The sequence below is a fragment of the uncultured Rikenella sp. genome (genome assembly GCF_910579375.1).
In the GTDB taxonomy this organism is placed as follows: domain Bacteria; phylum Bacteroidota; class Bacteroidia; order Bacteroidales; family Rikenellaceae; genus Rikenella.
Genome location: NZ_CAJTUJ010000009.1, coordinates 22137 through 35727, shown reverse-complemented (window position 1 = coordinate 35727; position 13591 = coordinate 22137). Strand labels below are relative to the sequence as shown.

General features: G+C 57.7%; 9 protein-coding genes and 1 tRNA gene. 3 read left to right on the top strand and 7 right to left on the bottom strand.

Translation table 11 applies throughout. From position 1 onward, the window contains the following. Window positions 1-426 precede the first annotated feature (426 nt). Both QZ302_RS02125 and QZ302_RS02120 read right to left on the bottom strand, forming a co-directional pair. Complete coding sequence (locus tag QZ302_RS02125) at window positions 427-585, bottom strand: hypothetical protein (protein WP_294591944.1); 159 nt, start codon at window positions 583-585, stop codon at window positions 427-429. A 106-nt stretch (window positions 586-691) separates the two neighbouring features. Beyond that, window positions 692-3724, bottom strand: a complete 3033-nt coding sequence (locus QZ302_RS02120) for a GH92 family glycosyl hydrolase (RefSeq protein WP_294591942.1) — start codon at window positions 3722-3724, stop codon at window positions 692-694. A gap of 71 nt (window positions 3725-3795) precedes the next feature. On the opposite strand from QZ302_RS02120, the gene QZ302_RS02115 reads away from it, so the two are divergent. Then, window positions 3796-4707 carry a class I SAM-dependent methyltransferase gene (locus QZ302_RS02115; RefSeq protein WP_294591940.1) on the top strand — a complete coding sequence of 304 codons (912 nt, stop codon included), beginning with the start codon at window positions 3796-3798 and terminating at the stop codon, window positions 4705-4707. A gap of 1178 nt (window positions 4708-5885) precedes the next feature. Here the strand turns inward: QZ302_RS02115 and QZ302_RS02110 are convergent. Together QZ302_RS02110 and QZ302_RS02105 are read right to left on the bottom strand one after the other, a co-directional pair. Further along, window positions 5886-8081 (bottom strand): family 20 glycosylhydrolase, encoded by a 2196-nt coding sequence (locus tag QZ302_RS02110; RefSeq protein WP_294591938.1) that lies wholly within the window; start codon window positions 8079-8081, stop codon window positions 5886-5888. A 33-nt stretch (window positions 8082-8114) separates the two neighbouring features. Beyond that, a complete protein-coding gene (locus tag QZ302_RS02105; RefSeq protein ID WP_294591935.1) occupies window positions 8115-8771 on the bottom strand; it encodes an ABC transporter ATP-binding protein in 657 nt (218 codons plus the stop codon). 107 nt (window positions 8772-8878) lie between these two features. On the opposite strand from QZ302_RS02105, the gene QZ302_RS02100 reads away from it, so the two are divergent. Continuing rightward, the gene (locus QZ302_RS02100) at window positions 8879-10003 is read left to right on the top strand and encodes an ROK family protein (RefSeq protein ID WP_294591933.1); all 1125 of its coding nucleotides are present in this window, start codon (window positions 8879-8881) and stop codon (window positions 10001-10003) included. A 143-nt stretch (window positions 10004-10146) separates the two neighbouring features. Next, window positions 10147-10219: transfer RNA gene (locus QZ302_RS02095), tRNA-Met, on the top strand. A 63-nt stretch (window positions 10220-10282) separates the two neighbouring features. Here the strand turns inward: QZ302_RS02095 and QZ302_RS02090 are convergent. From QZ302_RS02090 to QZ302_RS02080, 3 genes are all read right to left on the bottom strand, one after another. Next, on the bottom strand, window positions 10283-10819 hold the full coding sequence (locus QZ302_RS02090; protein WP_294591931.1) for a hypothetical protein: 537 nt from the start codon (window positions 10817-10819) through the stop codon (window positions 10283-10285). A 2-nt stretch (window positions 10820-10821) separates the two neighbouring features. Beyond that, a complete protein-coding gene (locus QZ302_RS02085) occupies window positions 10822-11676 on the bottom strand; it encodes a retropepsin-like aspartic protease (protein WP_294591929.1) in 855 nt (284 codons plus the stop codon). 288 nt (window positions 11677-11964) lie between these two features. Continuing rightward, window positions 11965-13575: a fumarate hydratase gene (locus QZ302_RS02080; protein WP_294591927.1), complete on the bottom strand. Its 1611-nt coding sequence runs from the start codon at window positions 13573-13575 to the stop codon at window positions 11965-11967. Window positions 13576-13591: the final 16 nt, after the last annotated feature.

Sequence of the window (13591 nt, the reverse complement as noted above, 5' to 3'; positions counted from 1 at the left end):
GGAGACCCGCAACTCGCCATGCTTGTTTTAGGCCCCACAGGCTTCAACCCGCTAAGGCAATTGCATTTTCGCAAGTTCAATCGCGTCTCCGCTGGCGGTGAACTGCTGTAGGCTAAGAGCGAATAGCGCGATTCCGAGAGGAATCGCCGTCCTCGGCGAGAGCGACGCATTAGCGGCGCGGGGGGTGCGCGCCGAGGACGAACCTCGCAAAACGGGGGCGGTGAATGGGGCGTTGTAGTTGCGGATCGCAGAGCCGCGCGGGTCGGACGCCTGCCCACGGGCGGCCCGCAACACGTCGCTCCCGCGTCGAGAGTTGCTGTACCTCCCGGGCGTCCGCCCGCAAAATCAAATTGAAGTAGGGTAGAGTAGAGGTTGCCGGATATTTAGGGTAGACCCGGCCAGCTTTCGAGTGCCTCTCGTCCCCGTTTATTCCGAGAGGCAACGCAACTGAAGACAGTGGCCGCGGATAGTTGTACTGCCGGAGTTGAAGTATTGCATGTTGAAGTACAAACTGCCATTACCGGTATTGCTGGCTGTGGACGAGCTACTGAATCCGTCGTACCCGACACCCGTCAGATTTCCCAATCGGTTGTTGTTTCCTCCGTCGCGGTAGCCCGGGGCGGGAGCAGCCAGAAAAGAAAAGGAGCTCCCGGAATAGAAACTCCCTCTGTAAAATGCGCCGAATGAGGCATCAGTACGCCATCACCTCGTCGAGGAACATCCAAGCCGGATTGCCCTGTCCGATATGCCCCTCCGGCAGCGGCCCGTTTTCGATCCGGAACCGGATGTAGCGCGCCTGTACTCCGCCCGGAATCGATGCACCGAAGTAATGCGCACCGCTTCCTGCCGTCAAACTGTCGCTCCCGTCGATCCGCACCGGATGGCCGTAATGCGTCCCGTCGGTCGAAAATTCGAATACGGCCCCTCGCGGTAAAACGATCCACGATCGCGGTTCGTTGTCCGCATTGAAGCCCACGTGCCGCAAGCTCCGCACCGTTCCCAAATCGATAGTTCCTGCCGCATCGATGCCGTTGAAGCCGATCCATTCCGGACGCACATAACTGTCACCCCCCATCGCATTGTCCACCAAAGCCGCAGCCCCGCCGTTCATGTACGGTGCCGACGGCGCCTGTTCCAACGTCACCGCCGCATCTTTCAGCGCACTCTTGTAGAACCGATAGCTCTTCACCTGGCTGTCCGACCGTCTGTTCGCCGATCTCTCCATGGCGATCGCTCGCAATTTCAACTCCGCATCTCCCGTGAGCGTAATCCCGCCGACCGGTACGATCGGAGAGGCGGAGGTCGGTTCCGAACCGTCCAACGTGTAGACGATCTTCCGCGGCTGCGGTGCCGCACATTTCGGAAACAGGGTCATCGAGTGGCCGAATACCCGCAGCGTATCTTCGATGTACGGCTCGAATACCGCCTCCGCGAGCATCTGCTCTGCGGTCAGGGCATCTTCGGACGGAATCTGAACCACCGGTCGGTCCGCCGGATCCGTCCCGAAATCTTTCGTCGGTTCAGACCCCATATGCAGCACGAGTTTGCCCCCCTCGTCGAGCATCGATTGGGTGATGTACGATTTCGTATACGGCTCTCCGTTCCACTCCGCCGACCGGATGTAGATGTTTTTTCCGTCCGAAGAGAGCCCTTCGGCTTCGATAATAAACGGCCGGCCGGATGCCGTCGTCGGCGCGATTTCGACCCGTTCGAAAGTCGGCGTCCCCAAAACGTAGACCCCCGATCCCGGGGTCACGGGGTAGAAGTCCATGGCGCTCAAAACGTACCAGGCCGACATCTGGCCGCAGTCCTCATTGCCGCACAACCCGTCCCGCGCCGTGGTGTACATCGTCCGTTTGATCTCGTCCACCCGCTCCTGCGTCCGCCACGGCGCCCCCGCGAACGAGTAGAGATAGGCCACCTGATGCGACGGCTCGTTGCCGTGCGCGTACTGGCCGATCAGTCCCGAAACGTCCGGCGAATGGTCGTTCGTCGTAGTCGGCGCCTCGAACATCGCGTCGATGGCAGCGATATAAGCGCTGTCGCCGCCCAGCATGCTGATATGAGTCGTCACGTCCTGCGGCACGAAGAAACGATAGTGCCAGGCATTCCCCTCGGTGAAGTCTCCCTGTCCGAGGATCGAGATTTCGGTCGGGTCGAACGGCGTGCGGAATGCGCCCGTTGAGAGCCGACCCTTGAAGAAACCGTCTGCCGGATCGAATTGATTTTTATACGATTGCGCCCGACGGATGAAGACCCGATACAGGCTGTCGTTCCCCAGCGCCTGGGCCATTCGGGCGATGCACCAGTCGTCGTAGGCGTACTCCAATGCCTTGGAGACCGAATTGTTCTCCTTGTCGGCCGGCAGGTAACCCAACTGCCGGTAGTGTCCGATTCCGCCGTGTTCGCGTTGCATGGCGCTGTGTACCATCGCCTTCAGCGCTTCGTCCCCCTCTTCGGCCGAGAGTTCGCCCTTGAAAAAAGCATCGGCGATGATCGGCACCGAGTGGTAACCGATCATGCAGTTGTTTTCGTTCATGTGCAGGTCCCACACCGGCAGTCTGCCGGTCTGCCGGTAGTAGCGCAGCATGGAGCGGGCGATCTGCGCATTGACTTCCGGCTGCACTAAGGTCAGCAGCGGGTGTAGCGCGCGGAAGGTGTCCCACGTGGAGAAGATGCTGTAATTCGCCCCTTCCGTCGAATCGGTCGGGTGAATCTCGCCGTCCGCTCCGCGATACCGGCCGTCGGTGTCCGTAAAGAGTACCGGTGCGATAAAGGAATGGTACAGAGCGGTGTAGAATATACGCCGGTCTTCGTCCGTCCCGCCCGAAACGGTGATCCGTCCCAGTTCGCGATTCCACTGGTCACGCGCTTCTGCCGCCAGCGTGTCGAACGATTTGCCTGAGGTTTCCGCCGCCAGATTGCGCCGGGCCCCCTCGATATCCACAGCCGACAAACCCACTTTCACCTCCCAGTTCTTGGTGTGCTCCTCCGGGGAAAGGGCCAGTACGACCTCTTTCCCCATCCCTTCGGTGACGGTCGTGTCGCGTCCGTCGATCCGTGCCCGAATCTCGCGGATGGGGGCCGAAAATTCAGCCCGGAAGAAGACCGTATGATCTGCCGCCCAGCCGTTCGACCGCCGCCACCCTTCGATCGTCTGGTCGTCGACCTGACGGAATGCTGCTTCGCGCACGTTGTCCTGTATCCCGTGCCGCAGGTCGAGCATCAGGTGTTGGTTGTCGCTGTGTTCGTAGGTGTATCGGTGAATCCCCGCATGCGGCGTGGCGGTCAGTTCGACTTTCACGCGCGGATCGTCCAGGTAGACGCTATAGTATCCGGCCGAAGCCTTTTCGCTCTTGTGGTTGAACCGCGAGCGATAGCCGCTGTCCGGCTCGGCTTTGGTTCCCGGTTCGAATCGGACAGGCCCGATGGCCGGCATGAAGAGGATGTCTCCCAAATCCGCACCTCCCGTCCCGCTCAGGTGGGTGTGCGAGAAGCCGATCAGGCTCGAATCGCTGGCGTGATAGCCGGAACACCAGTCCCATCCCTCGGTGTCGGTGTCGGGCGAGAGTTGTACGAAGCCGAACGGCGTGGTCGCTCCGGGGAAGGTGTGTCCGTGGGCGTCGGTGCCGATAAAGGGATCTACGTAGTCGGCCGGATCGCCGTGAGAGCCACAGGAAGCGAGTGTCAGAACGCCGGCGGCTAAGATGAGGAGTTTTTTCATCTGTTTCGGGGCAGTTTTCGACAAAGATATTGATTTTTAATGCTACTTTTATCGTCCGAAGGGATTTTACTATGGAATTGAATTTACTGACTCCGACCCGATGGGTGGATTACGAATTGATCGACTGCGGAGGCGGTCGGAAACTGGAGCGTTTCGGGCGGGTGGTCACGGCGCGGCCGGAGCCGCAGGCATTGTGGGCGCCGTCGCTCTCGGAGGGGGAGTGGGAAGCGCGGGCGGGGGCGGTGTTCCGCAAAAACAGGGGGAGCGAGGAGCGGGGCGAATGGGTGTTGAAACGCGGGACGCCGCAGCAGTGGTCGATCGATTATGCGGGCGAGGGGGGCTGGCGTATTCGGTTGCGGCTGGGGCTGACGTCGTTCAAGCATGTGGGGGTCTTTCCGGAGCAGGCGGCCAATTGGGACTATATCTACGAGACGGTCAGGCGGTTGCGCGGGGCGGGGGTGGAGCGGCCGGCGGTATTGAATCTGTTTGCGTACACGGGCGGGGCTTCGCTGGCTGCGTGCGCGGCGGGGGCGGAGGTGACGCATGTGGACTCGGTGCGCCAGACGGTGACGTGGTCGCGCGAGAATATGGAGGCGTCGGGGCTGGAGGGGATCCGGTGGGTGGTGGAGGATGCGATGAAGTTCGTCCGTCGTGAGGTGCGGCGGGGGCATCGTTATCATGGCATTGTGCTCGATCCGCCGTCGTATGGCCGGGGGCCGGAGGGCGAAAAATGGGTGCTGGAGGAGCAGATCGGGGAGATGTTGGCGTTGTGTGCGGAGTTGCTGGAGGAGACGGGGTGTTTTGTGGTGCTGAATCTCTATTCGATGGGGTTGTCTGCTCTGCTGGCGCGGACGCTGGCGGAGTCGGCATTTCCTCAGGCGGCAGGGGCGGAGGTGGGACAGGGGGAGTTGTATGTGGCGGATGGGGCGGGCAAGCGGTTGCCGTTGGGGGTATTTCTGCGGTTCCGGCGGTTGTTTGGGTAGTTCCAACCCGTTTTCGTGTGCCTCTCTTCTCCGTTTATTCCGAGAGGCAACGCAACTGAAAACCGTAGGCGCGGGTATGTGCACGATGGGGATCGAGTGCTGTCACGTGGAAAAACAAGTGCCTTCCATTTGTGCCACCGGCTGTCGAGGAACAACTGTAGCCGTAACTGCCGACACCGTATAATGCTCCCGTAGTGTAGTGGCGTTCGCCCGGGGCGGGTTTATTCCTGTTTACGTTTTGAACTGACTCCTGCGGTTCGAAGAATCGGCCGGAGCCATCCTAAATTAGATATCTCTACAATGGCCCATTTGTGCGGACGAAGCTTGCGGGCCTCCGCTGGGGGAGGCTTCGGCCCGCGCGACCCTAAAGGGTCGCAGAAGCTCGGCCTTTTTCTGTTGGGTTCGTCTTCGGCGCGCCTCCCCCGCACCGGTGCCTTCGGGCACTCCGATCAGGTAGCCTCTACCCCAATAAGAGGACGGTGATTCCTCAAGGAATCGCGCTACTCGCTCTCAGCCTATAATAGGTCTCCGCCCCCATTCTGTCGGTTTCGGGCTGCGCGCTCCTGGGGTGGGCCGAAGTCCCAGCGCGCAGGCCCGGCGGTTCTACGAACCGCAAAAGCACGGACAACAGCTCGACCCGGCACAGCGGGAAAACCGAAACCGGTTTTCCCGCCCGAAGAACAGCACGGCCCAAAGCTCGCCCCAGTTCTCCGCCCCTGTATCCGCCTCACTGCGGCTCCGCTGTCGCTCCGCCGCATTTTGCCGTCGCCCGCGGCAATTCTTGCCGGATTGGCCGAGTGCCAACCGGCAGAATATGCCCTATTACGCGGGCGGGCGACGGATTTTTGCTCGGAATCAAGTTTTTCGCACGCCTTGGGAAATCTTATCAAAACGTGCCAGCACGTTTTGACGATTTCCCTCTTTAGGCATGGCGCGCGATTTAGTTTGAGGGTACTGCGCTCGGGCCGCGCGGGCCCCACGTCCCGTGGACGGGCGAAACTACGTTTCGCTGCGGCCGCCTCTACCCTCAATTCTTTGTCCGCGCCTCGTCTAAAGGAGGGAACTGCCCTTAGGCTGGCGGATCCCACTTACTTATAAGAGAGAGAGAATCCTGACAAAACACTCTGTGGGTGTGGCACGGGAAATGCTGGCGCATTTCCACTGGCAGTCTTGCCGGTTTAATAGACTGCGATTTCGTCTGCAAAGATCCAGGCCGGACTCCCTGCGCGCGGATGACCTTCCGGCAGAATCCCCCGATTCGTCGCCTCGATCCGCACGAAACGAGCCTCGGCCGCCTGTCTGAACCGGATATCTAACGGCCTGATAATCACCTCCGAAGTCGAATCCTGCTCAACCGCCACATCCACCGCCTCCGAATAGTTCCTGCCGTCCGCCGACGTCCACACCCTCAGCCGGGTCGGAAGCATGACCGACGTCGAACCGATGTGTTGCAGGAAACGCATCCAAACCCCCTCCAGCCGCCACACGCTGCCCAAATCCAGCGTCACATCCAGATTCGTCCCCTCGAACCCCTGCCACGCCGGACCGTCGCCCCGCTTGAAAGCATACCGGTTATCCACCAGCGCCGAATCTCCGCCGCCCGTGTAGGCCGAGTGGTAAGGATGGACATACGTCACCTTCGCCCCCGTCGCCGGGTTCAGTAGCCGGGGCGACGACAAGACGCATCCCGCAGGTTTCCCCCGCCGGAACGTGACCGCCGTCAGAGTCGCTGGCTCGGCAATCACGATCGAATCGGCATATACCGGCGCCTCCGCCGTCGGCATCGACCCGTCCAGCGTATACCGGATCGGATGGAGAGCCACCTCCGTCGCCAGCCGGATCACCAGCGCTCCCTCGTCGTTGAAATGCTGTTCGGCGATATACGGTGTGAACGCGCTCTCGGCATAATGCCATCCCCGGGCCGCATACCGGTCGTACTGCCGATCGAGCTTCCGTTCGAAACGGTACCAATCCTTGGCCGTCGTATCCGTCCACAATGCTTCGGAAAGGGCCGCCAGCCGCGGAAGCAGCATATATTCCACATGCTCCGGCGTGCGGATGTTTTCCGTCCAGATATTGGCCTGACCGCCCAGAATGTGATGCCTTTTGTCGGCCTCGACCTCCGGCCGAAGCGGGTCGAACGAGTAGACGCGCGGCACGCCGTTATAACCTCCCCACCCCTGCGGCTCGCACGGATTCTGGTTCTGATAGTGGTCGAAATAGACATAGTCCAGCGGCACCATCACCGCATCGTGTCCCGCATTGGCCGCCCGGACACCCCCCTCGAAACCCGTCCAGGACATCACCGTGGCGTCCGGCGCGAGACCTCCCTCCAGAATCTCGTCGTAGCCGATCATCCGCTTGCCCTTGGCATTGATGTATTTCTCCATCCGACGGACGAAATAGCTCTGCAACTCGTGTTCGTCCTTGAGCCCCTCGGCCTGCTTGCGGGCCTGACACAACGGACACCCGCTCCACTGCTCCTTGCCCACCTCGTCGCCGCCGATGTGGATGTACGGCGAGTCGGGAAAGAGTTCCACCACCCGGTCGATGATCTCCTGAAGGAAAAGAAACGTCGAGTCGTTGCCCGGACAATAGATGCCGCTCCCCGGCTTCGCCGTCGGACAGGCGAACTGCGGATAGGCGAAGGTCGCCGCCTCGGAGTGTCCCGGCATCTCGATCTCCGGAATCACCGTAATGTGCCGCGCCCGGGCATAATTCACGATCTCGCGGATATCCGCCTCGGTATAATATCCGCCATACGTATCCGTACTGTCCCGCCGCGATTCGTCGCTCAGCTCCAGCCCGATCCACGGCGCCAGCGGATCCTTGACCTTCCGCCACGCCGCTTTCCGGGCCAGCAGCGGATAGCGGTCGATCGCCAGCCGCCACCCGATACCGTCCGTCAGGTGCCAGTGGAAAGTATTGAGTTTGTGGTAAGCGAGGATGTCGATATACCGTTTGATGAAATCTTTCGGGAAGAAGTGTCGGCTCACATCCAAATGCGCCCCCCGCCACGGAAACCGGGGTGCGTCCTCGATCGTCACCGCCGGCACGTAGCCCGCCGAGTCCTTGAGCTGCTCCAACGTCTGCAACCCGTAGAAAATCCCCGCATCGCCCCCTCCGACCACCTCCATCCGTCCGTCGGCCACCGTCAGCCGGTAAGCCTCGGGATTCCGCAGCGAGGTGTCGATCACCGTCCGCACACTGTCCGCCACCCACCGGATCGTCCCCTCTCCCTCGACGATTCGGGCGGGTTGGGGAATCACGGCGATCTCTTCGGCCGCCCGTTGCGGCCCGCAGGCGTAGCACAGCGCCACAGCCCCTGCGGCAGCGGCGGTCGAGAGTCGGATGGTGGTCAGGTGTCGTTTCATATTCGAAAGGTTCAAAGTGTTCGTAAATTCCGTTTAAAGTTCCGCGATCATCCCGTCGCGCATGGCGATCCGCCGGTCGGACATGGCCGCGAGGTCGTTGTCGTGGGTCACGATGACGAAAGTGTAGCCGAACCGCTCCCGCAGCTCGAAAAACAGGCGGTGCAGGCTCTCGCGATTGACGCTGTCGAGGTTTCCCGAGGGTTCGTCGGCCAGCACCACCGCCGGGTCGTTCATCAAGGCCCGCGCCACCGCCACCCGCTGTTGCTCGCCCCCCGAAAGCTCGGCCGGTTTATGCCCGGCGCGGTGTTCCACCCCCAGCAGCTCCAGCAGCTCGGCTGCCCGCCGTTGCGCCGCAGCGCGCGAGGTGCGCCGAATCAGGGCCGGAATCATCACATTCTCGGTGGCGGTAAACTCGGGTAAAAGGTGGTGGAACTGGAAAATGAAGCCGATCTGTTCGTTCCGCAGCCGCACCAACTCGACCGGCCGCAAACTCCCCGTGTCGCGTCCCGCAATCTCGACCGTTCCGCTATCGGGCTGCGCGAGGGTGCCTATGATTTGCAACAAGGTGGTCTTGCCCGCCCCGCTGGGCCCGACGACGGTCACCACCTCGCCTCGGGCGATGTCGAGGTCGATCCCCCGAAGCACTTCGACCGTGCCGAATCGTTTTCGTATCTCTCTGCATCGTATCATCGTATGGACAAATATAGCGTTTTTCGCAATCGCTCGGTTCGCAGACCGCTATATCTTCCTTTTTCCTTATATTTGCTAAAAATAACCCGAACCAAAACGAGAGCTATATGAACTTCACCAAAGATTCCCGCACCGTGATGACGTTGGACGCGGGGGGAACCAATTTCGTATTCGGCGCGATCCGAGGCTGCGAAGAGATCGTCGAACCGATTCACCTGCCCTCGGCGGCCCATAACCTGGAGCTGAGCCTGGCCAACCTGATCAACGGTTTCCATGCCGTGCGGTCGAGGCTCAAGGAGGCGCCGGTGGCCATCAGCTTCGCCTTTCCCGGGCCGGCGGACTATCCGAACGGCATTATCTGGAACATCGGCAACCTGCCGGCCTATAAGGGTGGGGTGGCTGTCGGGCCGATGCTGGAGGCGGAATTCGGCATTCCGGTCTTCATCAACAACGACGGCGACCTGTATGCCTACGGCGAGGCGATCGAGGGGTATCTGCCGTGGGTCAATGCCCAGCTCGAAAAGGCGGGCAGCCCGAAACGGTATCGCAATCTGGTGGGGCTGACGCTCGGGACGGGCTTCGGCGGCGGGATCGTCCGGAACGGCGAACTGTTCCTGGGCGATAACTCGGCGGCGGCGGAGGTGTGGCTGCTGAGCCAGCGGTACCACCAGGAGCGGAATATCGAGGAGTCGATCAGTATCCGGGCTGTGCGCCGGGTGTACGGAGAACTCACGGGGACGCCGGCGGACAAGTTGCCGCATCCGAAGGACATCTACGAGATCGGGATCGGAGAGAAAGAGGGGGATCAGGCGGCGGCGTTGGAGGCTTTCCGGCGGATGGGACAGGCTCTGGGGGATGCGTTGTGCAATGTGCTGACGGTGGTGGACGGGATTGCGGTGATCGGCGGCGGTGTGGCGGGGGCGAAGTCGCTGTTCGTGCCGGCGATGATGGAGGAGGTGCACGGGCAGTTCGTGGGGGCTACGGGAGTGCAGTTCCCGCGGTTGGCGCAGAAGGCGTTCTATCTGGAGGACGAGGCGCAGATGGCCGATTTCCTACAGGGCGAGGTGAAACAGATTCAGGTGCCGCACACCAACGAGCGGGTGACGTACGATTCGATGCCGCGGGTGGGGATCGGTTTCTCGCGGATTGGAACGAGCAAGGCGATCAGCATCGGGGCGTATGCTTTTGCGCTGCATGCGCTGGATCGGATGGCGGTGGGCGGACGGAAATAGTTGTTTTGTGCGCCGGGTCGCGCGTATCAAAAATTGTCCTGTTTTCCGACCGAGGGAAGTCGTCTTGGTCGGAAAATGGGATATTTTTCTGTTCGGGTTTGCAATTTCCGAAAAATGTCTTACCTTTGTACTCGAATTATGATCGCGGGGTGGAGCAGTTGGCAGCTCGTTGGGCTCATAACCCAAAGGTCGGAGGTTCGAGTCCTCCCCCCGCTACTCAGACGGTTCGCATCGTACGATGCGAACCGTCTTTTTTGTTTGATAGTCTCGAATTGCGCTTTAGAGAGCTTTTGAGAGGGAACTTTTGGGCCTGAAAAGAAACCTCCGGGTGCACAATGGGGTGCACTGTCCGATTGATCTTTGATACAAAATAGTTGTTATCGCAAACCCTAAAATCCGTTGGTGTCCACTTTCCATCTCATCAAAGTGCATTTGACCTAGTTTTTTAGTTGCATCAACTCTCCCTGCGATAGCTTGAAGTAAATTTTGAATTCCTTCAGGACTAAAACATCCTTGATCAATTATAGAACGATAATCATCGCATATCCAGCGGTTCCGAACTTTGTAAATAGGCCAATTATGATTGTTCTTTACATATTCGGCTAAGTGGTCCTCATGTTCATGGTATGAAACAGGAACTGGAGTCTGTCCTATTTCCTTTATTAAGTTATTTAACTCTTCAGCATAAGAATCTTCCTCGTGTTGGTAACTGTTAATGTTTTCATCCCATGATAATTCCCAATTAGGACGAATGTGTGATAATGGTCTAGTTACCAAATATTCAAGAAATTCACTTTTCTTAAAAAAATCAGCCATAGCTATTTTATTACATCTAAAGATAATGTCAGATTATTTATTGACCATTTGCTAAATTTATCTAAGGCACTTTTCCCTAATAACAAAGGTGCATTTCCCGCCCCCACAGAAGCGTGAACATTTTCAATGGTAAAATCGCCAATAGTAACGCTAGGGATGATAAGTCTCCTTTGCTCAATAATGCTCCCATCTGCAATACGATACAATGCGGGAGTAAGATAATGCTCTTTTTTCAATATGTCATCATTAATAAGCTTGCGCTCAAGTGCTTGGTTTATTAGCACCTCGCTTGCCCCCGAGTCTAGTATAAATTTCTCTATTGTGGTTCCTATGGTAACATCAATATGATATACTCCGCCTTGTTTTTCTAAGGGTATAGAGCTATTTGATAATGTACTTTTTATACTCGTTGCATGAGGATTGTAGTTGCCTGGGGCAAATGGATCATTATCGTAGCTGCGCTGCTCTAATACATTTTTCATAGCAAGAGTGAAAAAATAATTGAGAGCATTAAGTAGTTTCTCTGCTGAATATTTGTCACCATTATCAGTATGGAGTCCTACAACAATTCCTCCCTGAGGAGTTTTTAGATATACTCTCCATTTAGAGGATGTGTATTCAACTTTTGTAGGTTGTACAATGTCTGTAATATGATGTTTCCAGATTGATGGTTTTCTAGTGTAATCGAAATATGAATATTCTAACGTCCCATCCTGCGTATAAGACATTTTAGTTCCTTGTGCTAAAGACCCATTAATGTAGCTGATGGTTTCATTTATAGTTAATTGCTGAGCATTTGCAATAAAAATACCAAATAAAAATAGATTCGTTAATAGTGAATTTTTGGAATTTATCATGATTACAGTTGTTGGAATTGTATAGGCAAATATAATAACATTCTTGAAATCAGAGTAGTTATATTTTGTAAAAAATCCGCGCAGATTTCCCCTGCAAATCTATTGAATAACTTCTGTCGAGATATATTCGCGATTCATGTGTTTGATGAATTCAGTGATTAAATTTACTCCTGTTTTTAGTTATTATGTGCTAAACGTTTTTGGGGCTTTTCGTTTCGTCAATAAAAAGCCTCCCTCTGCTGACACAGAGGAAGGCTCGAAAATGATAAAGGAGAGAATGATCCCGAATTAGTGTGCAAATTCGGCGAAGAAGTCGTTCCCTTTGTCGTCCACGATGATGAATGCCGGGAAATCTTCGACATAAATCTTCCGCACCGCTTCCATCCCCAACTCCGGGAAGTCCACCACCTCGACCGACTTGATGCTGTTCTTCGCCAGCACCGCCGCAGGGCCGCCGATCGAACCTAAGTAGAAACCGCCATGCTTCTTGCAGGCATCAGTCACCGCCTTGCTGCGATTCCCCTTGGCTACCATCACCATCGAACCGCCGTGATCCTGGAACAGATCCACGTAGGGGTCCATCCGCCCCGCCGTCGTCGGCCCGAACGAGCCCGAAGCCATGCCGTTCGGAGTCTTGGCCGGCCCTGCGTAGTAAATCGGATGGTTCTTGAAGTACTCCGGCATCGGTTTGCCCTCGTCCAGCATCTGTTTGATCCGGGCGTGCGCAATGTCCCGCGCCACGATCAGCGTCCCCTTGATATTCAGGCGCGTCTTGATCGGATATTTGGTCAACTCCGCCCGCACGGCGTCCATCCCCTTGTCGAGGTCGATCTCCACCGCCGGAGTCAAGCCCGGCGCCTCTTTCGGCAGGAAACGGGCCGGATTCTTTTCCAGTTGTTCAAGGAAGATACCCTCTTCCGTAATCTTCGCTTTGATATTGCGGTCGGCCGAGCAGCTTACTCCGATTCCCACCGGACAGGAAGCGGCATGCCGCGGCAGCCGGATCACCCGCACGTCGTGCACCAGATATTTGCCGCCGAACTGTGCTCCCACGCCAGACTCCTGGCAGATTTTCTTGATTTTCTCTTCCCATTCGAGGTCGCGGAACGCGCGCCCCCCCTCGTTCCCCGTGGTGGGCAGGTGGTCGTAGTAGTGCGCCGAAGCCTTCTTCACCGTAGCGAGGTTGGCCTCCGCCGACGTCCCCCCGATCACCACCGCCAGGTGGTACGGCGGGCAGGCCGATGTCCCGAGATCCTTGATTTTGTCCTTGATGAATTGCGTCAGCGACGCTTCGTTCAGCAGCGCCTTGGTCTGCTGGTAGAGGAAGGTTTTATTCGCAGAACCCCCGCCCTTGGTCAGGAAGAGGAACTTGTAGGCCATCCCCTGTTCGGCATAGAGGTCGATCTGGGCCGGCAGGTTGGTCGCGCTGTTTTTCTCTTCGGTCATCGTGAAAGGTACGACCTGCGAGTAGCGCAGGTTGCAGTCCCGATAGGTCTCGTAAACCCCTTTCGAGAGCCACTCCGCATCGTTCGCACCCGTATAGACATCCTCGCCTTTCTTCCCGATCACGATCGCCGTTCCCGTGTCCTGACAGGTCGGCAGTTCGCCCTCCGCCGACACCGCCTGGTTCAGGAGCATGGTGTAGGCCACGAACTTGTCGTTGTCGCTCGCCTCGGGATCTTTCAGGATGTCGGCCAGCTGTTGCAGGTGCGAAGCGCGCAGGAAAAACGAAACGTCGCGGAACGCCTCCCGCGCCAGCAGGTTCAGCCCTTCCGGTTCGACGCGGAGTATCCGGCGGCCGCCGCAGGTTTCGACACGGACATACTCTTTGGTCAGGAGACGGTATTCGGTGGTGTCTTCCGACATCGGAAACGGTTCCTGATAGTTGAATTCTGACATGGTGATCGAGTTATAA

Coding starts and splice junctions, on each gene's coding strand:
- QZ302_RS02120 (WP_294591942.1), bottom strand. CDS start 3,724: ATGAAAAAACTCCTCATCTTAGCCGCCGGCGTTCTGACACTCGCTTCC.
- QZ302_RS02115 (WP_294591940.1), top strand. CDS start 3,796: ATGGAATTGAATTTACTGACTCCGACCCGATGGGTGGATTACGAATTG.
- QZ302_RS02110 (WP_294591938.1), bottom strand. CDS start 8,081: ATGAAACGACACCTGACCACCATCCGACTCTCGACCGCCGCTGCCGCA.
- QZ302_RS02105 (WP_294591935.1), bottom strand. CDS start 8,771: ATGATACGATGCAGAGAGATACGAAAACGATTCGGCACGGTCGAAGTG.
- QZ302_RS02100 (WP_294591933.1), top strand. CDS start 8,879: ATGAACTTCACCAAAGATTCCCGCACCGTGATGACGTTGGACGCGGGG.
- QZ302_RS02090 (WP_294591931.1), bottom strand. CDS start 10,819: ATGGCTGATTTTTTTAAGAAAAGTGAATTTCTTGAATATTTGGTAACT.
- QZ302_RS02085 (WP_294591929.1), bottom strand. CDS start 11,676: ATGATAAATTCCAAAAATTCACTATTAACGAATCTATTTTTATTTGGT.
- QZ302_RS02080 (WP_294591927.1), bottom strand. CDS start 13,575: ATGTCAGAATTCAACTATCAGGAACCGTTTCCGATGTCGGAAGACACC.